Below are 20,153 nucleotides of genomic sequence, written 5' to 3'. Positions count from 1 at the left end.
GCAACCTCAGCTTGCGTTTTCGCGACTCGCTTCGTCGGTACGACTAGTATGGCCATAGATCCACTGGAAAGTACTTTTGCGAAATCTGCGTGTACTTGCCCGATTCATGCAATTGGGTGAGTGCCTGATCGATTCGCGCCTTGAGTGCGGTGTCGCTCTTGCGCAAGCCCGCCCCTACTCCCAGCCCATACTGCAATGGGTCCATTTTCACGCTGCCGGTGCCTTTCTCTTCGTAGTCAGCTCCGTCGGCGGAACTCAGAAAAGCGATGTCGCCGAGCTTGTCGAGGAACATGACGTCGATACGGCCGGACAGCAAATCGGCATTGCAGTCGTCTTGCGTGTTGTAGATCCGGATGTCGGAGGTTTTGCCGTACGCGGTCCGGATGAATTCGGCGTTGGTGGTCGAGCCCTGCACACCGATGGATTTACCGGCCAGGCCTTCCGGTGTCAGCGTCAGGTTCGCGCCCTTCTGGGCGACGAAAACCCCCGTCGTCTCGTAGTAAGGACGCGAAAAGGCTATGACTTTCTGACGTTCAGGACTGATGCCCATCGAGTTGAACAGCACGTCGAACTTGTTGGCGAGCAGTGCCGGAATGATGCCGTCCCACGACACCTCCTTGATCTCGCACTCGGCTTTCAACTGCTCGCAGAGCGCCCGGATCAGGTCAGGTTCGAAGCCGGTGAATTGCCCGGTGGGGGTCTTGACCAGGAACGGCGGATAAGGCTCCGCGGCAACACCAAAACGCAGCGTTTCCGCCGCGGCGTTGGCGGGCGCCGTGAAGGAACACAACGTCATGCCGATAGAGGCCAGCAACGTGAAATTGCGGAACATTCGTTTCATGGTCGATCCTTATTTTTATGAGGATGGTTGCACATAGAACGGTTCAATTGCGTGCAGCGAAACAACAGGTTTTTACGCCGCAGGCGCGGGCAACGGCAGCCATCCCTGGATGGCTTGCCAATCAGACTCAAGTGCCGAAAAACGTGAGAGAGAGAAGCTAGACAAATCGGCGAAACTGCACGTCCCGTCAACCACCAGATCACGAATGGCATGACCGCTCGCCGGAGAGAGCCCGAAACCGACACCGGACATCGTTGCCACAGTGACGTTATCCAGCGTGGCGGGACGATCGATGACGGGGCGACCGTCCGGCGTGTTTTCGATGAATCCTGCCCAACTGCGGATCACCCGTTTGTGAGCGACCTTGGGGAACAGTTCGGCGAGTCGTTTGGCGATGTTGCATTGCAGCGGGGTCGATTGCGGACGTGTGCCGCGCAGATCGGCGAGATCGACCCATTCGTGCGGGCCGCCCCCATACGCCAGATTGCCACGCAGGGTTTGCCGGCCATACAAACCGTTGCCATCCACCCCGCCGACTTCCAACAACGGAAGCGGCTCGGTCACGATCATTTCGGCGCGTGCGGTGACCAGCGGAATGTCTACGTCGAGTTGGGCCGCCAATTCGCCGGTATGCGGACCTGCGGCAATCACCAAATGATCACAGGTGATCAGGCCTTGGGCGGTGCGCACGCCTGTCACGCGATCGCCCTGGCGTTCGATTCCGACGACGGGCGTGTTCTCCAGTACGCGACCGCCGAGGTTTTTCAGCGCCCATGCGTAGGCTTGCAAGGTACGGTGCGGATTGGCATGACCGCCGAAATGATAGTAGTAGCCCGCCAGCACGTTGTCACCGGCAAAAGGAACGAGTTCGCGAACCTGCTGAGGGTCCAGGAGATCGACGCGCAAGCCGTACCAGGCGGCTTCATCCACGACTTTCTGATCGAGGGAAATCTGGTGCTCGGTCAGGTCGATACTGATGCGATCCGGGCGGTACTCGGTCGGATAACCGAGCAGTTCGTCCATCATCGGCCACAGCCGCTGCTCTTCGACAAACAACGGACTGTGGTGATGCGAGCATCCGCCGCCGTTACGTCCCGATGCGCCCCAGCCAATCAGGCTTGCGTCAAGGACCTGCACGTCGACGCCATCGCGCGCCAGCCACCACGCGGCGCTCAACCCGGTCACGCCGCCACCGATGATGACGACGGAGGCGCTGGTGGTCGATTTCGTAACTGCCTGCATGGTCTCAGCCCTCGTGTTGCGACGGATGGATAGGTCGGGCGGCGTCCAGCGGATGCCTGGCGACAGTCTGTTGCCCGGTGCACAACCAGAACGGTGTCCACTGCGATGGCATGTCAAACCAGGCATCCCATCGACTTTGCATCTGCGGCACCTCTTCGACCTGCCCGGCCTGTTGCAGCGACAATGGGCGCACCGGTGGACGAAACGAGGCGAGCGCGATGTCCTCGGTATTCACCCCGGCGCCGATGCCGATCAAGGTCGCCACCTGCTCGCGGCAACGACGGCCCTGGCATGGGCCCATGCAGGCCCGGGTCAGACGCTTGGTCACATCCGGGTTTGGCGAAGTGTTTGGCATGGCGTCTTTCAACGCTGCATCGGCGGGTGTCCAGTCGAGATAACGTGGCGGCTGTTGCCCGAGGATTTCGCTGGCCGTCACCTCTTCGCACAAGCAAACGAAGGGTTGGTTCTGCGCGTGGAAGGTGGAGGCACGCACCCAAGCCGCGCGATGGGTTGCGATGTCGAAAACAGGCTGATCAGGAATCGGCGCCGTGTCGACCTCATTGATATCGACACCCAGCGCGGCCAGAGCGGTTTGCGCGGCGAGCCGGCCTTCGCGCCGGGAAATGTTGTCGTCCAGGCTTTTTGAGGCCCATACGCCAGCGCAATCACCCGCCACCAGGACGAAGGGCAGCGACGTGCGCAGCAAAGGGTTGGTGTCGGGGACGTGACCGCCACGGTCGCCCTGAAATGTCGTGCTGCACCCCGCCGCCTCGACCAGTTCGATCGCGGGAATGGCAGCCACGCCGAGCAGCACCGTGTCGCAGTCGATCTCGTGCAGTGAGCCGGGAACGGGTCGTCCTTCCCTGTCGACGGCGATGGCGGCAATCCGCTGGACGCCGAACGCATCCCCGGTCGCCTCGCGAACCACATGCCCGGTCAACACCTGGGCGCCGTGCTCAACCAGCAAACCGAGCAGCGCCGCATCGCCGCTCACGTGTCCGGCCTGCTCAATGATTGCGACGATACGCACGCCCTTGCTGATCAGCGCATGGGCCGTCGCCAGCGCTTGTGTGTCGCTGCCGACCAGCACGGCGCGCTTGCAATCCAGCGCCTCGTAAACGGTCGCAAGCCGATGAGCAGCGCTGGCGCCCATGACGCCGGGGCGATGCCACCCATCAAAGGCCAGCCCCATGTCGCGTCTGCCGGCAGCGACGATGACCTGTTTGAAACGCAGCAGCCAGGCATTTTCCTCATCGGCCAGACCGGCAACGGCGCCCTCGATCCACGCCGTGGTGGGTTGTTGCGGGAACAGTCCCCAGACCGCCGTGCCGAGTCGCACGTCGACCCCGGCGTCGAGCGCTTCGGCAATCTCCGGACGGGCGTCGAGCAGGGTCTGCAGCACACTGTTGCGGTTGGCTACCGCCGCGCCCATTCTGCCGCCGAAATGCAGCGGCACCTCTTCGCCCATGGTTTCGAGGGGGACCGGATTTTCGTCCACCAGCGTGACGCGCAGGCCATGCCCGGCGGCGGTCAATGCGGCGGCGAGCCCCGCTGGGCCGGCGCCGACGATGAGAATATCGGTTTCGTCGCTGATCGGTGGTGCTTTGCCTGCCACCGAGGCGGGATCGTAATAGATGTTTTGTTTGGTCACCGTATTTCTCCGGAGAAATGACGCATTGGCAACGACTAGAACAGCGACGACGGTGGCTTGACGTCACCCTCGGCAAATCGCGACAGACGCAACTGGCGCATATCCAGTCCCGGGGCGCCGGAGTCGATCCAGCTGGCCAGGGTCTTGCCGACGATGGGGCCCATGGCAAAGCCGTGGCCGCAGAATCCGGTGGCGACGGCCAGGCCGCGCGGCGAAGTGTGCGCGTCGATGACGGGAATGCCGTCCGGCAACACATCAATCGCGCCCGCCCAGCGGTCGGCGATCTGGGTATTCAACTGTCCGGGGAACGCGGCCTTGAGCGCGCTCATGGCGGTGCCCAGGCCTTTTTCATTCGGTGGTATAAGCGGGTTGCGCACGTGAATCCCCTGCCCTAGCCGCGCCGATTCCGACCACGGCATGCGCTGGTGCAGATCGGTCAGGCAGGCACCGTTGAGATTGAAGCGAAACGATTTGCGGTGTGCCCACAGCGAAGGCGCATACCAATGCAGGGCGCGCAGATGACCGAGCGTCATGTCGACGTCGACATGGGCGTCGTCGGCGATGTTGAAGCTGCCGTCGAGCCTTTGCCGGAAACCCACGCCGTTGGCGATCGTGGAAATGCCGCTCAGCGTCGGCCCGGACGTGGTTCGCGCCACTGTGCCCCTGACCAGTTGCTGTGGCAGTTCGATGCCGAGCATTTTCAGCAGGCGGAACGTCGTGACGCCCGCAGCGCACACCACCGTTTTCGCTTTCACGTAACCGCGCTCGGTTTCAACACCCACCACCTGGCCGGCGGCGACGTCGATGCCTTTGGCGCCACAATGCTCAACGATGTGTGCACCCAGTTCACGGGCACGCATCGCGAAGGCGCGGGCCACGAGCGTGGGCTCTGCCTGGCCGTCGCTGGCGGTGAACAAGCCGCCCAGTTGCGGGACGGCGTAACCCGGCAGTTTCTTTTCCACCTCACGCGGCGACAGCATCACGGTATCGACCGAAAAGCTGCGCGCGACCGACAGCCACGATTCGTAGCCATCACGTTCAGCTTCATTGCCCGCGACAAAAAGACAGCCGTCGTTGCGCCATCCCAGGTCGGTCTGCAGTTCACGTTCCAGCGAGCGCCAGATCTCGATGCTGGCCTGCATCAGCGGCACCTCGGCTTCGTCACGCGATTGCTGGCGAACAAAGCCCCAGGCGCGTGACGACTGCTGGCCCGCCAGCGTGCTTTTTTCAAGGAGAAGAACCTTGGCGCCCGCTTTGCTAAGGTAGTACGCGCACGCACACCCCATCAGACCGGCGCCTATGATCGCCACGTCGACTTCACGAGGCAGGAGCTCACCCTGGGGCGTCGACACGCTGGCAAATGCTGCTTCTGGAATGTTCATAGGGGAACCGTCAGGTTGAAAATGACGCGTAGCGCCGCGTCGCTGTTTCGGCTAAGAATGTGCCCCGACCCGCTGAAATTACAGTGATGTATCCGCATTAATCCCATGCGAGGAGCGCATAGAACGATGAGCCGCCAACTTCCATCCATCGAGCTTTTGCAGGCCTTCCTGACGGTTGCGAAGACGGGCAATTTTGGCCAGGCCGGTGAACAGCTTCACCTGAGCCAGAGCGCGGTGAGTCGGCAGGTTGCGCAATTGGAGGCACGCCTGGAGAGCCGCCTGTTCGAGCGGCACACGCGCAAGATCGTGCTCACCGCCGAAGGCCGGTCGCTGGTGCCGGTTGCGGAGCAGGTCATCGGCCTGCTGTCGGACGCATCGCACATGCTCGCCACAGTCGGAAAAAGTGTCAGCCTGCGCGCGCATCCGACCATGGCGGCGCGCTGGCTGATTCCACGGCTCACGGCGTTTTATCGCTTGCATCCGCAAGTGACCGTCAGTATCGACACGGTGTATCACCGCTTTCCCGATTTTGCGTTTGAATCGGTCGACGCGATGATCGCCTACGGAACCGCCACATGGCCTGACTTCGAAGCGCTGGATCTGTGGGAAGAGGAATTGATTCCGGTGTGCTCGCCGACATTGCTCGCCGGAACCACTGCCGAAGAGGTACTCAAGACCGCACGGCTGGTGGACTCCAGTATGGATCGCCTCGACTGGCGTCGCTGGGATGAGTACTACCCGGATTCAACCGGCGCCGATAACGCGCACCTGACCTTCGATACGCTGGAATCCGCGATTGTCGCCGTGAAATGCGGTCAGGGCATCGCACTCGTCGACGCCGTGCTGACACAAGATGAATTGCTCAACCAGCAACTGACACGCGTGCATTCAGGCAGCATCGTTACGGGCGCGCGCTACACGCTGGTTTATCCGAAGCGGGTGAAACGGTCGAGCGGTTTTTCCGAGTTCATCGAGTGGCTGGAGCAAGATGTAATCGGGAGCGAAAGCGTCAAGTAGCCTTGCGTTTGCGCCGCTGTCGAGTGATTCCTCGATGCTCGCACCACAGGAGAAATGGCATTCGGGATGTGCCCGGCGGTCAACGCTAGACGATGCTGTCATCCACTGAACCACTTACAATCACGCCTTTGCACCGCATTCAGAAAGGCAACAAAGCTATGGCGCTCGACCCTCCCACGATGTTGACCCTCTCGATCGCCCTCGCGGCAGCCGCTGCGCTGTACCTGGCGGTCGAGTGGCGCAGCATTCGTGAACCCTCGCTGCTGTTCTGGAGCGCAGGTTTTGCGACGATTACCGTGGGTTCGACGCTCGCCTTGTTGCGCGGGATCGGCCTGTTGCTGGTCGGTATCTGGTTCGCCAACGGCCTATTGGTGTTGGCCCACTGGTTTTTCCTGTTGGGTGTCGCCCGTTTCACCCAGGCGCGCCTGTCCCGTGCCTGGAATCTGATCTTTGTCGCCTGGCTGGCATTGCTGTTGCTGCCGGACGAGCCTTCGTGGTCAAAGATCATGTTGCTCGCCAACTCGCTACTGGTCGCCCTGTTGTCACTGCGGGCCAGTTTCCTGCTGCGCCCTCACGGGAAGTCGCTGAGCGTGGGGGCGGTTCAGCTGCGTTACGTACTGCTGGCCCATGGTTTTTTCTATCTCATCAAGTCGATAACGGCCGTGGTGCCGGGCACCCTGATAGACCTCGCGGCCTTTCGTGGCGAGATCATTCAGATCTCCCTGGTCGAAGGCGTGATGGCGATCATGCTGATCGCACTGTCGATGACCGGGACCGAGCGCTATCGAAGGGAGAAGCAAATCGCCCGGCTGGCCGAACGCGATCCACTGACCGCCCTGTACAACCGGCGCGCCCTCGAAGTGCGGGCACCGCGCTTGTTGAGTGAAGTCTCGAGCGCTCGACCGGGCGCGCTGCTGCTGATCGATATCGATAACTTCAAACCGGTCAACGACCTGTACGGCCATACCGCAGGCGACCGGTTGCTGGTGTCGCTGAGCGAGATGATCCGCTCGGTGTTACCCAAAGACGCGCTTGCTGCGCGGTTGGGCGGCGACGAGTTCGTCATCCTGCTGAGCAACGCGTCAAAGGAGCGAATCGTGAAGATGGGCAACGCATTGCGTGATCAATTTCACAGCGCCGCCTCACTGACCTTCACCACGCCTGAAGCGGTGACCCTGAGCATCGGCGCCAGCTTGTTCGACCATCCACCGGCCAACCTGGCGACATTGATCGAGCAAGGTGACGCCGCGCTGTATGAATCCAAGCGTGGCGGGCGAAACAGCATCCGCCTGGTCGACCGGACCGTGGCGAGCAGCGAGTCTGCACGCTAACTCAGGATGCGGCCCCTTCTCCTCTGCCCAACTGATCGCCGCCACGGCGGTGGGAAAATCGAAGCTTCAATCCGTGAAAACTTGCGAAAACCGACAGTAGGCTAAGCTTACTGCAGCTTATTGCCCACGATGCTCGCGGCGGCAGTTGTTGGATTTTTCTGGAGAGCGTCTGCAACAGCTATCTCAGACAGGCCCAAACAATTTGCGCAGGATTGCCGTAATGACCGAGCCTTTTCTCAGTTTTGACCAACTCAAGCGTGCTGCCGCCTCTGGCGAAATCGACACCGTGCTGGTGTGCATGGTCGACATGCAGGGACGGCTGGTGGGCAAGCGATTTCAGGTCGAGTTTTTCATCGACAGCGGTCATGAAGAAACCCACTGCTGCAACTACCTGCTGGCCGACGACATCGACATGGAGCCGGTTCCGGGATACGCCGCGGCCAGTTGGAGCAAGGGCTACGGCGACTTTGTGCTCAAGCCCGACATGCGTACCCTGCGCAAGGTGCCGTGGCTGGAATGTACGGCGCTGGTGCTGTGCGATGTGCTCGACCATCACCATCGGCAAGACCTGCCGCACAGCCCCCGGGCGATTCTGAAAAGACAGGTCGAGCGTCTGCGCCAGCGCGGCTACACCGGCATGTTCGCCTCGGAACTGGAGTTCTACCTGTTCGACGAAAGTTACGAAGCCATCCACAAGCGCAACTACCACAAGCCGAAAACCGCCGGGCACTATATCGAGGACTACAACATCCTGCAGACCACCCGCGAAGAACCGGTGCTGCGGGCGATCCGCAAGCACCTGCAGGCCTGCGGGATTCCGGTGGAAAACTCCAAGGGTGAATGGGGACCGGGGCAAGAAGAGATCAACATCCGTTACGCCGACGCCATGACCATGGCCGACCATCACGTCATCATCAAGCACGCCTGCAAAGAGATCGCGCAGCTACAGGGCAAGGCAATCACCTTCATGGCCAAGTGGCGCTATGACGCCGCCGGGTCCAGCAGCCACATTCACAACTCGCTGTGGGACAAGAACGCCAAGAAGCCGCTGTTCTACGATGCCAAGGCCGAGTTCGGCATGTCCAAGCTAATGCGTGCATGGGTCGCCGGACAGCTCAAATACGCCAACGACATCACCTGTTTTCTCGCGCCCTACATCAACTCCTACAAGCGCTTTCAGGCCGGCACCTTCGCCCCGACCCGCGCGGTATGGAGCCGGGACAATCGCACTGCCGGCTTTCGCTTGTGCGCCGAAAGCAGCAAGTCCATCCGCATCGAATGCCGCATAGGCGGTGCCGATCTCAACCCGTATCTGGCCTTCGCCGCATTGATCGCGGCCGGGCTGGCCGGCATCGACGAAAAACTCGAGCTCACCCCGCCCTTCGAAGGCGATGCCTATCTCGACGAGCAATTGCCGGAAGTCTCCAAGACCCTGCGCGATGCCAGTGCCGCGCTCCAGGGGTCGAGCATGCTGCGCGAGGCGTTCGGTGATGAAGTGATCGATCACTACGTGCACACCGCCGAGTGGGAGCAGAAAGAGTACGACCGGCGGATCACCGACTGGGAATTGCAACGCGGCTTCGAGCGCTATTGAGGCGATCATGACAGCAACGATTCAACTCATCTCGCCAGTCGATGGCCGGATTTATGCCGAGCGTCAGTGCGCCGATGTGGCACACATCGAACAGGCTCTGGCGGCAGCCGCCACCGCCCAGGCGCAATGGAAGCGCCGGCCACTGAGCGAACGCGCGGCTTTTTGCAGCGCCGCCGTGGACGCGATGCTGGCCATGAAAGCCGACATTGTCCCGGAACTGGCCTGGCAAATGGGCCGTCCGGTGCGCTACGGCGCTGGCGAGTTGCGCGGTTTCGAAGAGCGGGCGCGATACATGATCGGCATCGCGCATGACGCGCTGACCGCACTTGAACCCACGCCCATCGCCGGTTTTCGACGGCAGATCAAACGTGAACCGCTGGGCACGGTACTGGTCGTCGCACCGTGGAATTACCCCTACCTGACGGCGGTCAACACGATCATCCCGGCGCTGATGGCCGGCAACAGCGTGATCCTCAAACACGCATCGCAAACGCTGCTGGTGGGCGAGCGTTTCGCCGAAGCCATGCGCCGCGCGAATCTGCCCGAAGGGCTGTTCCAGAATCTGCTGCTCAACCATGTGTCGACCGGGGCAGTCATTGCCTCCGGGCGGGTGCAGCAGGTGAACTTCACTGGCTCCGTGGAGGCCGGCAAAGTCATGGAAAACGCCGCCAGTGCAAGATTTCTCGGCATGGGCCTGGAGCTCGGCGGCAAAGACCCGGCTTACGTGCGCGCAGATGCCAACCTTGAGCATGCGGTAGAGAATCTGGTGGACGGCAGTTTCTTCAATTCCGGGCAGAGCTGCTGCGCCGTCGAACGCATCTACGTCGACCAGAACATCTATCCGGTGTTCGTCGAACGCTTTGCCGAACTGACTCGCCAGTACGTGCTGGGCAATCCGCTGGACGAGGCCACCACCCTCGGTCCGCTGGTGACGCCGGGCGCGGCGTTTTTCGTCCGTGCGCAGATCGCCGAAGCCGTGGCCCAAGGCGCGACGGCGCTGATCGATCCGCAGGCGTTTGCCGCCGACGTGCCGGGCAGCGCCTACCTCGCGCCGCAGGTGTTGGTCGACGTCACCCATCAAATGTCGGTCATGCGCGATGAAAGCTTTGGTCCGGTGGTCGGCATCATGCCGGTGGCCAGCGACGACGAAGCAATCGCCTTGATGAACGACAGTGAATTCGGGCTCAGTGCATCGATCTGGACTCAGGATCTCGCCGCCGCCGAACACCTGGGCAACGAGATTGAAACCGGCACCGTGTTCATGAACCGCTGCGATTACCTCGACCCGGCGCTGGCCTGGACCGGGGTGAAAAACAGCGGGCGCGGCGTCACGCTGTCGCGTCTCGGCTACGACAACCTGACCCGCGCCAAATCCTTCCATCTGCGCCACGAGATCTGAGCCATGAGCCTGACTGGAAACTGGAACTACCCCACCAGCATTCGCTTCGGTGTCGGCCGCATCAGTGAATTGGCCGAGGTCTGTCGCAGCCAGGGTATCCAGCGACCGCTGCTGGTCACCGACAGCGGACTGGGACGGGCGCCGATCACCACGGCAGCGCTGGACTCGTTACGCGATGCAGGTTTGGCCGCTGCGCTGTTTTGCGACCTCAAGCCCAATCCGGTCGAAGCCAACCTGGCCGGCGGGCTCGATGCCTGGCGCGCAGGCAACCACGATGGCGTGGTCGCCTTCGGCGGCGGCAGTGGCCTGGACATGGGCAAGCTGATTGCGTTCATGAGCGGCCAGACGCGCCCGGTCTGGGATTTCGAAGACATCGGTGACTACTGGACCCGCGCCGATGAAAGCCGCATCGCCCCGATCATCGCAGTGCCGACCACGGCGGGCACGGGCTCTGAAGTGGGCCGGGCGGCGGTGATCATCGATGATCGCACCCACACCAAGCGGATTATTTTCCACCCGAAAATGATGCCGCGGGTGGTCATCAGCGACCCGGCCCTGACCGTTGGCATGCCTGCCAAAGTCACTGCCGGCACGGGCATGGATGCGTTGTCGCATTGTCTGGAATCGTATTGCGCCCCCGGTTTTCATCCCATGGCCGATGGCATCGCGGTGGAAGGTATGCGCCTGGTGAGCCATGCACTGGTGCGCGCCGTACACACACCTTCGGACCTCGATGCACGCGGGCAAATGCTCGCGGCGGCGGCAATGGGCGCCACTGCTTTCCAGAAAGGCCTGGGCGGCATGCATGCCCTGGCGCATCCGATTGGCGCGCTGTACGACACCCATCACGGCATGACCAACGCGACCCTGATGCCCTACGTCCTGAAATTCAATCGACCGGCCATCGAAGAACGCATCACCCGTCTGGCTGCCTACTTGCACCTGTCCTCCCCGGGCTTCGACAGCTTCATGGCCTTCGTCCTCAAATTGCGCAAGGACGTTGCCGTGCCGCACACGCTGTTCGAGTTGGGCGTGGACGGCAAACAGGCGGACCTGATTGCGGACATGGCGGTAGTCGACCCCTCGGCGGGTGGCAATCCATTGCCATTGACCAAGGCCGGCGTGGCGGAAATTTTCGACGCGGCTTACCACGGCCGACTGTAGGAGCGAGCTTACTCCTACAGAAAACCAGGTCGCAGCCTACGGCGGCGCAGTTCGGCCTGCACCCAAACCTGAAGGGGCACACAACAATGAACCCAGCAAGCCAGCCCGGTACCGACGCGCCGCATGACGATGACGTCAAGGTGCTGCACAGCATGGGCTATGCCCAGCAGCTCTCGCGACGGATGGGTGTTTTCTCCAACTTTGCGATTTCCTTTTCGATCATCTGCATCCTTTCCGGAGGCATCAACTCACTGGCCCAGGGCACTTCGGGTGCAGGCGGGGCCGCGATCGGTATCGGCTGGCCGATCGGTTGCCTTATCTCCGGGGTATTCGCCCTGGCCATGGCGCAGATTTCCTCGGCCTATCCCACCGCTGGCGGCCTGTATCACTGGGGCTCGATTCTCGGCAACCGCTTCACCGGCTGGCTCACGGCCTGGTTCAACCTGCTGGGGCTGGTGACGGTGCTCGGTGCGATCAACGTCGGCACCTATTACTTTTTCTTCGGCGCTTTCGGCCCGGCACTGGGCATGGAGGACACCACCACGACCCGGGTAATTTTCCTGGCCATCCTCACCGGGCTCCAGGCCTTGTGTAATCACCTGGGCATCGGCCTGACCGCCAGACTCACTGACTTTTCCGGCTACCTGATTTTCGCCACCGCACTGGCGTTGACCGTCGTCTGCCTGATCTCGGCACCCGGTTATGAGTTCTCGCGGCTGGTGACCTTCGGCAACTACTCCGGCGAAGCGGGCGGCAGCGTCTGGCCACAGGTGTCCAACGGCTGGATCTTCATGCTCGGCCTGCTGCTGCCGATCTACACCATCACCGGCTACGACGCCTCCGCGCACACCTCCGAAGAGACCCGCAATGCAGCGATGTCGGTGCCCCGGGGCATGGTGATGTCAGTGGTCTGGTCGCTGCTGTTCGGCTGGGTGATGCTCAGCGCCTTCGTGCTGATGTTGCCGAGCATGGACGAAGCGGCCACCCATGGCTGGAGTGTATTTTTCTGGGCCATGGATACCCAGGTGAACCCAACACTCAAACTTGCGCTTTATGTGGCGATCTTCATCTCGCAGGTGCTCTGCGGACTGGCCACGGTGACGTCGGTTTCACGCATGATCTTCGCGTTCTCCCGCGATGGCGGCCTGCCGTGTTCCAAGGCACTGGCCTCGGTTTCGCCGACCTTTCGCAGCCCGGTGGCGGCCATCTGGACCGGTGCCACGCTGGCGGTGCTGTTCGTCTGGGGATCGTCGGTGATCTCGATCGGCGAAACACCGGTCTACACCATCGTCGTGTCCTGCACGGTGATCTTCCTGTTCTTCTCCTTCGTCATTCCCATCGTGCTGGGTCTGTTTGCCTACGGCACCTCAAAGTGGCCGACCATGGGCCCATGGAACATGGGGCGTTTCTGGTACACGGTGTTCGCCCTGCTCTCGGTCCTGTCGATGGTGATCATTTTCGTCATCGGCATCCAGCCGCCGAACGATTGGGCGCTGTACATCACCATCGGTTTCCTGGTGCTGACGGCCATCGTCTGGTTCGGCTTTGAAGCACGACGCTTCCAGGGGCCGCCGGTGGGTGATGTGATCGTCAAGCGTCAGGCTGAAATTGCGGCAACTGAAGCGGCGTTGAACAAACAGGCCGGAAGTTGACCCGGACCACCTTGAAGGACGATCACTGAGCCTGTGCGACACGGCTCAGTGATCGTCGTCCTCCAAATCAGCCCAATCCACCGGATGCAACGTGAGGTAGCGGCTGACCGCCGCGCCCAGTGTTGGAAAGAAAGCGCCCTCGCCCAATCGCGTGAACAGCCCGAATCGCTTCAGCTTGTCTTTGACCGGGTCCTTCATCTCGGCCAGGCACAACCCGATGCCCGCCGCCTGTAAGGTTTCATTCAGCTCAGCCAACATGTCGGCGGACGTTACGTCCACGCTGGTGATGGGCTCTGCCGCGACCACCAGCCAGCGCACGGGCGTTGGCGATGCCGCCACGGCGTCCAGCACCCGGTCATGGAACAGTTCGGCGTTGGCGAAAAACAGCGACGCGTCCCAGCGAAACAGAACCAGACCCGGGATAAGACGCGCATCGGGATAACGCTGGATGTCATGGTAGCCCTGCACACCTGCGGCACGCCCCAACACCGCTGAGTACGGCCGCCAGCCATCCCAGAGGAATTCGATGACCGCAATCAGGATGGCCAGGCCGATCCCCTCGATCGCACCGAACACGGCCACGCCGACCGTGCAGACAATCGACAGCCAGAACTCCCAGCGCTGGATTCGATAGATGCGCCGCAGGTCAGTGACTTCGATCAGACCGATGGCCGAGGCGATCACCACTGCCGCCAAAGCGCTGTTAGGCAGGTTCTGCAGCAAGTCCGGCGCCACCAACAACAGCAAGGCGACGGCAATCGCGCCGACGATGCCGGTCAATTGGGTTTTGGCGCCTGCCGCCTCGGCCACGGGGGTGCGTGAGGAACTGCTGCTGATGGGAAAACCCTGGAAAAAACCGGCCGCAAGGTTGGCGACGCCGAGCCCGACCATTTCCTGGTTCGGGTCGACATACGTGCGGGTCCGCGCGGCATAGACACGCGACAGCACGCTGGTGTCGGCAAACGACACCAGGGCGACGGCACAACCGCCGATGACCACCGGCACGATATCGGCCGTGGTGATCCACGGAATATCGAGCGCCGGCAAGCCTTGCGGTAGCGAACCCAGCACCTTCACCCCGGCCCGCGCCGCCAGATCCAGCAGCCCCACGGCGACCGTCGCGCCAGCCACGGCAATCAGAATGCCCGGTATGCGTTTGTAGGGTTTGAGCAACAGGATCACCACCAACGTGGCAGCGCCGACCGTGAATGCCGTCCAGTTGGTTTTGCCTTCCATGACCGCCGTGGCGATGGCCCACAGGTTTCTCAGCGGTCCTTCGGCTTCGATGGAAAAACCGAAGAACTTCGGCAACTGGCTGATCAACACCGTCAACGCGATGCCGTTCATGTAACCGTAGCGAATCGGTTTTGACAGCAGCTCGGTGATGAAGCCCAGCCGCGCGATGCCGGCCAGAATGCACACCGCTCCCGAGACAATCGCCATCATGCCCGCGAGGGCCACGGCCCGTTGCGGATCACCGCCCGACAGGGGCAGGACGACCGCGAGAATCACCGCCGCCAGCGAGGAATCCGGCCCCAACACCAGAATCCGGCTGGGCCCGAACAACGCGTAGGCGAGCAGCGGCACGATGGTCGCGTAGAGGCCATAGATGCCGGGAACACCCGATGCCACCGCATAGGCAATACCGACCGGCACCAGCATGGTGGTCAGCACCAGTCCGGCCACGAGGTCGTGCCGAAGCCAGGCAATCTGGTATTCGCGCAGCGTGCGCAGCCCCGGCACCCAGCGACTCCAGCGCTTGCGATCCTCACCGCTATCGCGACGTGCAATCCGTCCCGGCTCCGGGACGGGAGGCGAAGCATCCGACTGACTCATAGGACCGTGACCCTTTGCTGTGCGGGGCAGTTTTGCGTGAGCGTGCGGTCAGAATTTTTGCGCAATGCGCCTGAGCGGATAGTCGGGCTCGCGATAGCCGCCGGGCTTCTGCCGCTTGGGCAGAACGACCTTTTCACGCGGTACATCTTTGTACGGGATGCGGCTGAGCAAATCGGAAATGATGTTGAGGCGGGCCCGTCGTTTGTCGTTCGAGTCAGCCACCAGCCACGGTCCGTGATCGGTGTCGGTTGCCTCGAACATGTCGTCGCGAGCGCGGGAATAGTCGTACCAACGGCTATAGGACTTGAGGTCCATGGACGTCAGCTTCCAGATTTTGCGCCCATCCTTGATCCTCGCTTCCAGTCGACGGGTCTGCTCATCAGGGCTGACTTCCAGCCAGTACTTGAGCAGGATCACGCCCGAATCGACGATCGCACGCTCCACATGGGGGACTGACTTGAGGAACGTGGCCACCTGTTCTTTGCTGCAGAACCCCATCACGCGCTCGACACCCGCGCGGTTGTACCAACTGCGGTCGAAGATCACCACTTCGCCAGCGGCAGGCAGGTGGGGCAAGTAACGCTGCACGTACATTTGGCTTTTTTCGCGCTCAGTCGGCGCAGGCAGCGCAACCACCCGAAACACGCGCGGGCTGACGCGCTCGGTGATTGCCTTGATCGTCCCGCCCTTGCCGGCGCCATCACGCCCCTCGAAGACGATACAGATCTTGATGCCTTCCGCTTTCACCCACTCCTGCAACTTGACCAGCTCGACGTGCAGTCGGCGCAACTGTTCAAGATAGTCTTTGTTCGACAGCTTCAAGCGGCTAGCGGGATTACCTTTGGAGGCGCTCTTTTTATCCTTTGCCATGGCCGATTCCTCACCGATTAGCACCGACGGTTAACGGGATGAGTCTAGTCCACCCTCAACCGCCAAGAGCGATAATCGCGGTGATCAACACCGCGCCGGTCACCGCCAGCGCGACCCCGCCTTGCCAGGGTTTTCCACCGGCGTATCGCGCCAGTATCCAGCCGGAAATGAACAGCACCCCGAGCCCGATCAGGTTCGATAGACGCACAGCCAACCCTGTCTCGTCGAGCAACAGGAATGGCACCACGAGCGGGAATGTCGACAGCACAACCAACAGGAAAACCCCGAGGGCGCCGATGAAATCATCCCAACCCAGCCGCGGTTGTACCGATGTCTCGGCAAATGCGACCAGGCGTCGACGCAGCGCTTCCAGTTCCTCGGCACCGGCGGCAGCCGAGAGGCGCGCCGGCAGTGCCTCGGCAATCAGCGCCTGCCCCGCCGCGTCCGTCCCGCTGCGCAAACTGGCCAGCAACGTGCGATTGCGCGTGCGCTCGATCAGGGTTCGCAACAGATACATCACCGCATCGGCGAGCCCCCAGGCGAGGTTGCAGCCGAGCGCGGCGTACATCATCGTGCGTTCCGCTTCCTGGCCTCCCGTCGCGACGCTGATGGTGCCGGTGAACGTCATCGCCATCAGCAAACCGAAGATCACTTCCGTGACCCGATCGACAGGATCGAGCACACGTGCCCGCTTTTGCAGTTCAGTGCCTTGCATGCGTCCCACCTCGCGGTTCCGTACTCGCGTGATACCCGGTTTTTCAGCTGCTCTTCATTGTAGATTCAAAAAAACCTGACGCTGGTGTGGCGGGCCGCGAGTTAATCGGCACGCAATTGGAAGAGCCTCTATAATCGCGCCAATTCGTCTACCCTCACAGTGCGCCGGGCGGCAATCAGCTCGAACGCGCGCATCGACCCTCTTGCGCAAACGAAACGGAGAACTTCCATGCTCAAGCGTACCCTGGCACTCGCCATCGGCTTGACCCTGTCTGCCTGCACCTTGCTCGCACAGGCCGCCGACACCCTGAAAGTCAGCGCCATTCCCGATGAAGCGCCGACCGAACTGCTGCGCAAGTTCAAGCCGCTGGGCGCCTACCTCGAGCAGCAATTGGGCATGAAGGTCGAGTTCGTACCGGTGAGCGACTACCCGGCCGTGGTCGAGGCACTGGCCACCGACCGCATTGATCTGGCCTGGCTGGGCGGCTTCACCTTCGTGCAGGCACGCCTGAAAACCGGCAATGCGATTCCGCTGGTGCAGCGTGAGCAGGACGCGCAGTTCACCAGCAAATTCATCACCGCCGATCCGAACGTCAAATCCCTCACCGACCTCAAGGGCAAGACCTTCGCCTTCGGCTCGGTGTCTTCCACGTCGGGCAGCCTGATGCCGCGCTACTTCATGCTCAAGGATGGCATCAAGCCGGAAACCTATTTCAGCCGCGTCGGTTACTCCGGCGCCCACGACGCCACCGTCGCCTGGGTCCAGGCCGGCAAGGTCGATGCCGGGGTGTTGAATGCCAGCGTCTGGGAAAAACTGGTCGCCGCCGGTAAGGTCGATACCAACAAGGTCAAGGTGTTCGCCACCACCCCGGCCTACTTCGACTACAACTGGACCGTGCGCGGGACGCTCGACCCGGCGCTGGCCGGCAAGATCAAGGCAGCCTTCCTCGCACTCGATCCGGCGAAGCCTGCGGACAAGGAAATTCTGGACCTGCAAGCCGCCAGCCGCTTCATCGAAACCAAGCCTGAAAACTACAAGGGCATCGAGGAAGCCGCACGCGCTGCCGACCTGCTCAAATGACATTGCAATTGAACCGGGTCAGCATCACCCACGCCAATGGCGTGCACGCGCTGCGTGAGGTTGACCTGCACATTGCTGCCGGCGAACGGGTCGCCATCATCGGCCCGTCCGGTGCGGGCAAGTCGAGTTTGCTCAATGTGCTGGTCACCGCACTGCGCCCTAGCAGTGGTGACCTGCAATTGCTCGGCGAAAAAGCCTGGCAGCTGTCTGCCCGCCAGCGTCAGCGCCTGCGCGCACGGATCGGCCTGGTGCATCAGTCGCCGCCGCTGCCGCCACGCCAGCGGGTGATCACCGCGGTGCTGGCCGGCAAGCTTGGCCAGTGGAGCCTGGGCCGGAGCCTGCTGAACCTGCTGCATCCGGTGGACATTCCCGGTGCGCGGGCAGCGCTGGCCCGGCTGGACCTGGGCGATAAATTGTTCGCGCAATGCCAGCAATTGTCCGGCGGTCAGCTTCAACGCGTCGGCGTGGCCCGTGTGTTGTATCAGGCACCCGAGGTGTTGCTGGCCGATGAGCCGGTGTCGGCGATGGACCCGGTGCTGGCCGGGCACACGCTGTCGGTCCTGTGCCGCCATGCCCGGGAACACAACGTCACGCTGGTGGCCAGCCTGCATGCGGTGGACCTGGCGTTGGCGCATTTTCCGCGCATCATTGGCCTGCGTGACGGGCAGATCCTGTTCGACCTGCCGGCCGGGGACGTCGATCGCGAGTTGCTCGACAAGCTCTACGCCAACGAGCAATTGCAGTCTCCACCCGTGCCTTCGCCGCCCTTGGTTGTGCAGATTCCCCGATGCTGACAGGCGATTCCCGAGACCCGGCCACCCGCCCGCGTCTGCTGCTAAGCCTGATGGCCATTGCCCTGTTGTGGCCAGGCATCCGCTTCAGTGAACTGGACCTCGGCGTTTTACTGGCGAGCGACAGCCAAAGTGAAATCGGCCGCTTCGTGGCGACCTTCTGGCCGCCCGCCTATGGCGAAGAATTCCTTGCGCTGCTGTGGCAAGCCACCTTGCAGACCCTGGCCATCGCCACGGCCGGCATGACCCTGGCGCTGTTGTTGGCAGTGCCCGCCAGTTTGCTGGCCAGTCGTGCGCTGTCGCTGTCTGCCGCGTCCCGTGCCGGCCGCCCCGGCTACTGGGGCCGACTGCTACGCTGGCCGGTGCGCGGTTTATTGATCTTCCTGCGCAGCGTGCCGGAAATTGTCTGGGCCTTGCTGTTCGTGCGCGCCGTCGGCCTCGGTCCGACGGCTGGGGTGCTGGCGATTGCCATTACCTACAGCGGCATGCTCGGCAAGGTCTACGCAGAGATTTTCGAGTCGGTTGACCAACGTCCGGCCCACGCACTGCTGCAAGCGGGCAGCGGTCGGCTTGCGGCGTTTTGCTACGGGATCCTGCCCAATGTCGCGGCCGAGTTGCTGTCGTACACGGTGTATCGCTGGGAATGCGCGATCCGCGCTTCGGTGGTGATGGGGTTTGTCGGCGCGGGCGGCCTGGGCCAGCAAATGGATCTGTCGCTGCGCATGTTCGCCGGCGGCGAAGTGGCCAGTCTGTTGCTGACGTTCCTGGTGCTGGTGCTGTTCGCCGATCAACTCAGTCGTCTGCTGCGCTGGAGGCTGGCATGAATCGCCTGATCAATCTGGCGCTGCTGCTGTGCATCGGTGCTGCGGTGGTCGCATCCTTCAGCTACTTGGGTATCGACCTTGGCGCACTGGGCGATAGCAATAACCTGAAGCAGATGGGCGCTTATGCGCAGCGCTTTCTCAGCCCAGACCTGAGCGCGGGCCATTTGCAGGCCATCGCCCATGGTGCCGTGGAGACCATTGCCATGTCTGCCTTGGGCACCCTGCTCGCAGCGGTGTTCGGTCTGATACTGGCGCTGCCGGCGGCGGGTCGATTCGGCTGGCCCTTCAAAAGTGCCTCGCGCCTGATACTCAACGCCCTGCGCGCGATTCCGGAACTGGTGTGGGCGGCGCTGATGGTGCTGGCCGCCGGGCTCGGCCCGAATGCCGGCACCCTGGCGTTGGCCCTGCACACCACTGGCGTACTGGGTCGATTGTTCGCCGAAGCACTGGAAAACACCCCGCCAGAACCTGCCGAAGCCATTCGCCTGCAAGGTGGCAATGCGGTGTGGGCGTTCTGTTACGGCACCCTGCCCAACCTGTTGCCGCAACTGCTGGCCTACATTCTGTACCGCTGGGAAAACAATATCCGCATGGCCAGCGTGCTCGGTTTCGTCGGCGCCGGCGGCTTGGGGCAGATGCTGTATGTCAGCCTCAGCCTGTTCCAGGAAGCCCAGGCCAGTACGGTCATCCTGGCCATGCTGGTGCTGGTGTTCGCCGTCGATTCGCTGAGCAGCTGGAGCCGTCAACGCTGGGTCAAGGCCTGA

The 20,153-nt window shown here is 62.2% G+C and carries 17 protein-coding genes; 10 read left to right on the top strand and 7 right to left on the bottom strand.

The features are described from left to right. Window positions 1-43: 43 nt before the first annotated feature. From ACNYC6_RS28085 to ACNYC6_RS28070, 4 genes are all read right to left on the bottom strand, one after another. Window positions 44-841 (bottom strand): transporter substrate-binding domain-containing protein, encoded by a 798-nt coding sequence (locus ACNYC6_RS28085; protein WP_419710153.1) that lies wholly within the window; start codon window positions 839-841, stop codon window positions 44-46. 72 nt (window positions 842-913) lie between these two features. Beyond that, the gene (locus ACNYC6_RS28080; protein ID WP_419710152.1) at window positions 914-2,083 is read right to left on the bottom strand and encodes an NAD(P)/FAD-dependent oxidoreductase; all 1,170 of its coding nucleotides are present in this window, start codon (window positions 2,081-2,083) and stop codon (window positions 914-916) included. A gap of 4 nt (window positions 2,084-2,087) precedes the next feature. After that, a complete protein-coding gene (locus ACNYC6_RS28075; protein ID WP_419710151.1) occupies window positions 2,088-3,734 on the bottom strand; it encodes an FAD-dependent oxidoreductase in 1,647 nt (548 codons plus the stop codon). 35 nt (window positions 3,735-3,769) lie between these two features. Continuing rightward, complete coding sequence (locus tag ACNYC6_RS28070; RefSeq protein WP_419710150.1) at window positions 3,770-5,116, bottom strand: NAD(P)/FAD-dependent oxidoreductase; 1,347 nt, start codon at window positions 5,114-5,116, stop codon at window positions 3,770-3,772. A gap of 126 nt (window positions 5,117-5,242) precedes the next feature. Between ACNYC6_RS28070 and ACNYC6_RS28065 the strand changes: the two genes are divergently transcribed. From ACNYC6_RS28065 to ACNYC6_RS28040, 6 genes are all read left to right on the top strand, one after another. Then, complete coding sequence (locus ACNYC6_RS28065) at window positions 5,243-6,133, top strand: LysR substrate-binding domain-containing protein (RefSeq protein ID WP_419710149.1); 891 nt, start codon at window positions 5,243-5,245, stop codon at window positions 6,131-6,133. Between the two features lie 158 nt (window positions 6,134-6,291). Then, a complete protein-coding gene (locus tag ACNYC6_RS28060) occupies window positions 6,292-7,464 on the top strand; it encodes a GGDEF domain-containing protein (RefSeq protein ID WP_419710148.1) in 1,173 nt (390 codons plus the stop codon). A 220-nt stretch (window positions 7,465-7,684) separates the two neighbouring features. Beyond that, entirely contained in the window at window positions 7,685-9,058 is a 1,374-nt protein-coding gene (locus tag ACNYC6_RS28055; RefSeq protein ID WP_419710147.1) for a glutamine synthetase family protein, read from the top strand. A 7-nt stretch (window positions 9,059-9,065) separates the two neighbouring features. After that, window positions 9,066-10,457 carry an aldehyde dehydrogenase family protein gene (locus ACNYC6_RS28050; RefSeq protein ID WP_419710146.1) on the top strand — a complete coding sequence of 464 codons (1,392 nt, stop codon included), beginning with the start codon at window positions 9,066-9,068 and terminating at the stop codon, window positions 10,455-10,457. A gap of 3 nt (window positions 10,458-10,460) precedes the next feature. Continuing rightward, window positions 10,461-11,621: an iron-containing alcohol dehydrogenase gene (locus tag ACNYC6_RS28045; protein WP_419710145.1), complete on the top strand. Its 1,161-nt coding sequence runs from the start codon at window positions 10,461-10,463 to the stop codon at window positions 11,619-11,621. An 86-nt stretch (window positions 11,622-11,707) separates the two neighbouring features. Further along, window positions 11,708-13,273 carry an amino acid permease gene (locus tag ACNYC6_RS28040; protein ID WP_419710144.1) on the top strand — a complete coding sequence of 522 codons (1,566 nt, stop codon included), beginning with the start codon at window positions 11,708-11,710 and terminating at the stop codon, window positions 13,271-13,273. 45 nt (window positions 13,274-13,318) lie between these two features. Here the strand turns inward: ACNYC6_RS28040 and ACNYC6_RS28035 are convergent, their stop codons facing one another. The 3 genes from ACNYC6_RS28035 to ACNYC6_RS28025 are packed head-to-tail and all read right to left on the bottom strand — an operon-like array spanning window position 13,319 to window position 16,694. Then, a complete protein-coding gene (locus ACNYC6_RS28035) occupies window positions 13,319-15,109 on the bottom strand; it encodes a SulP family inorganic anion transporter (RefSeq protein ID WP_419710143.1) in 1,791 nt (596 codons plus the stop codon). A gap of 48 nt (window positions 15,110-15,157) precedes the next feature. Next, window positions 15,158-15,979: a polyphosphate kinase 2 gene (gene ppk2, locus ACNYC6_RS28030; protein WP_419710142.1), complete on the bottom strand. Its 822-nt coding sequence runs from the start codon at window positions 15,977-15,979 to the stop codon at window positions 15,158-15,160. Between the two features lie 55 nt (window positions 15,980-16,034). Further along, a complete protein-coding gene (locus ACNYC6_RS28025) occupies window positions 16,035-16,694 on the bottom strand; it encodes a hypothetical protein (RefSeq protein ID WP_419710141.1) in 660 nt (219 codons plus the stop codon). Between the two features lie 228 nt (window positions 16,695-16,922). Between ACNYC6_RS28025 and ACNYC6_RS28020 the strand changes: the two genes are divergently transcribed. From ACNYC6_RS28020 to phnE, 4 genes are read left to right on the top strand one after another with little or no spacing between them, the layout of a single operon-like run. Next, window positions 16,923-17,774, top strand: coding sequence for a putative selenate ABC transporter substrate-binding protein (locus tag ACNYC6_RS28020; protein WP_419710140.1), 852 nt, complete (start codon window positions 16,923-16,925; stop codon window positions 17,772-17,774). Beyond that, window positions 17,771-18,568 (top strand): phosphonate ABC transporter ATP-binding protein, encoded by a 798-nt coding sequence (locus tag ACNYC6_RS28015; protein ID WP_419710139.1) that lies wholly within the window; start codon window positions 17,771-17,773, stop codon window positions 18,566-18,568. The genes ACNYC6_RS28020 and ACNYC6_RS28015 overlap by 4 nt, the downstream gene beginning before the upstream one ends. Then, window positions 18,562-19,389 (top strand): PhnE/PtxC family ABC transporter permease, encoded by an 828-nt coding sequence (locus tag ACNYC6_RS28010; protein WP_419710138.1) that lies wholly within the window; start codon window positions 18,562-18,564, stop codon window positions 19,387-19,389. The genes ACNYC6_RS28015 and ACNYC6_RS28010 overlap by 7 nt, the downstream gene beginning before the upstream one ends. Continuing rightward, complete coding sequence (phnE, locus tag ACNYC6_RS28005; RefSeq protein ID WP_419710137.1) at window positions 19,386-20,153, top strand: phosphonate ABC transporter, permease protein PhnE; 768 nt, start codon at window positions 19,386-19,388, stop codon at window positions 20,151-20,153. Before ACNYC6_RS28010 ends, phnE begins: the two co-directional genes overlap by 4 nt.

It is taken from the genome of Pseudomonas sp. NFX224 (assembly GCF_048565165.1).
In the GTDB taxonomy this organism is placed as follows: Bacteria; Pseudomonadota; Gammaproteobacteria; order Pseudomonadales; family Pseudomonadaceae; genus Aquipseudomonas.
This window is presented reverse-complemented; position numbering and strand designations above follow the sequence as displayed.

What these genes read in the sequence shown, in the direction of transcription:
- ACNYC6_RS28085 (WP_419710153.1), bottom strand. Translation starts at nt 841, where the DNA reads ATGAAACGAATGTTCCGCAATTTCACGTTGCTGGCCTCTATCGGCATG.
- ACNYC6_RS28080 (WP_419710152.1), bottom strand. Translation starts at nt 2,083, where the DNA reads ATGCAGGCAGTTACGAAATCGACCACCAGCGCCTCCGTCGTCATCATC.
- ACNYC6_RS28070 (WP_419710150.1), bottom strand. Translation starts at nt 5,116, where the DNA reads ATGAACATTCCAGAAGCAGCATTTGCCAGCGTGTCGACGCCCCAGGGT.
- ACNYC6_RS28065 (WP_419710149.1), top strand. Translation starts at nt 5,243, where the DNA reads ATGAGCCGCCAACTTCCATCCATCGAGCTTTTGCAGGCCTTCCTGACG.
- ACNYC6_RS28060 (WP_419710148.1), top strand. Translation starts at nt 6,292, where the DNA reads ATGGCGCTCGACCCTCCCACGATGTTGACCCTCTCGATCGCCCTCGCG.
- ACNYC6_RS28055 (WP_419710147.1), top strand. Translation starts at nt 7,685, where the DNA reads ATGACCGAGCCTTTTCTCAGTTTTGACCAACTCAAGCGTGCTGCCGCC.
- ACNYC6_RS28050 (WP_419710146.1), top strand. Translation starts at nt 9,066, where the DNA reads ATGACAGCAACGATTCAACTCATCTCGCCAGTCGATGGCCGGATTTAT.
- ACNYC6_RS28045 (WP_419710145.1), top strand. Translation starts at nt 10,461, where the DNA reads ATGAGCCTGACTGGAAACTGGAACTACCCCACCAGCATTCGCTTCGGT.
- ACNYC6_RS28040 (WP_419710144.1), top strand. Translation starts at nt 11,708, where the DNA reads ATGAACCCAGCAAGCCAGCCCGGTACCGACGCGCCGCATGACGATGAC.
- ACNYC6_RS28035 (WP_419710143.1), bottom strand. Translation starts at nt 15,109, where the DNA reads ATGAGTCAGTCGGATGCTTCGCCTCCCGTCCCGGAGCCGGGACGGATT.
- ppk2 (WP_419710142.1), bottom strand. Translation starts at nt 15,979, where the DNA reads ATGGCAAAGGATAAAAAGAGCGCCTCCAAAGGTAATCCCGCTAGCCGC.
- ACNYC6_RS28025 (WP_419710141.1), bottom strand. Translation starts at nt 16,694, where the DNA reads ATGCAAGGCACTGAACTGCAAAAGCGGGCACGTGTGCTCGATCCTGTC.
- ACNYC6_RS28020 (WP_419710140.1), top strand. Translation starts at nt 16,923, where the DNA reads ATGCTCAAGCGTACCCTGGCACTCGCCATCGGCTTGACCCTGTCTGCC.
- ACNYC6_RS28015 (WP_419710139.1), top strand. Translation starts at nt 17,771, where the DNA reads ATGACATTGCAATTGAACCGGGTCAGCATCACCCACGCCAATGGCGTG.
- ACNYC6_RS28010 (WP_419710138.1), top strand. Translation starts at nt 18,562, where the DNA reads ATGCTGACAGGCGATTCCCGAGACCCGGCCACCCGCCCGCGTCTGCTG.
- phnE (WP_419710137.1), top strand. Translation starts at nt 19,386, where the DNA reads ATGAATCGCCTGATCAATCTGGCGCTGCTGCTGTGCATCGGTGCTGCG.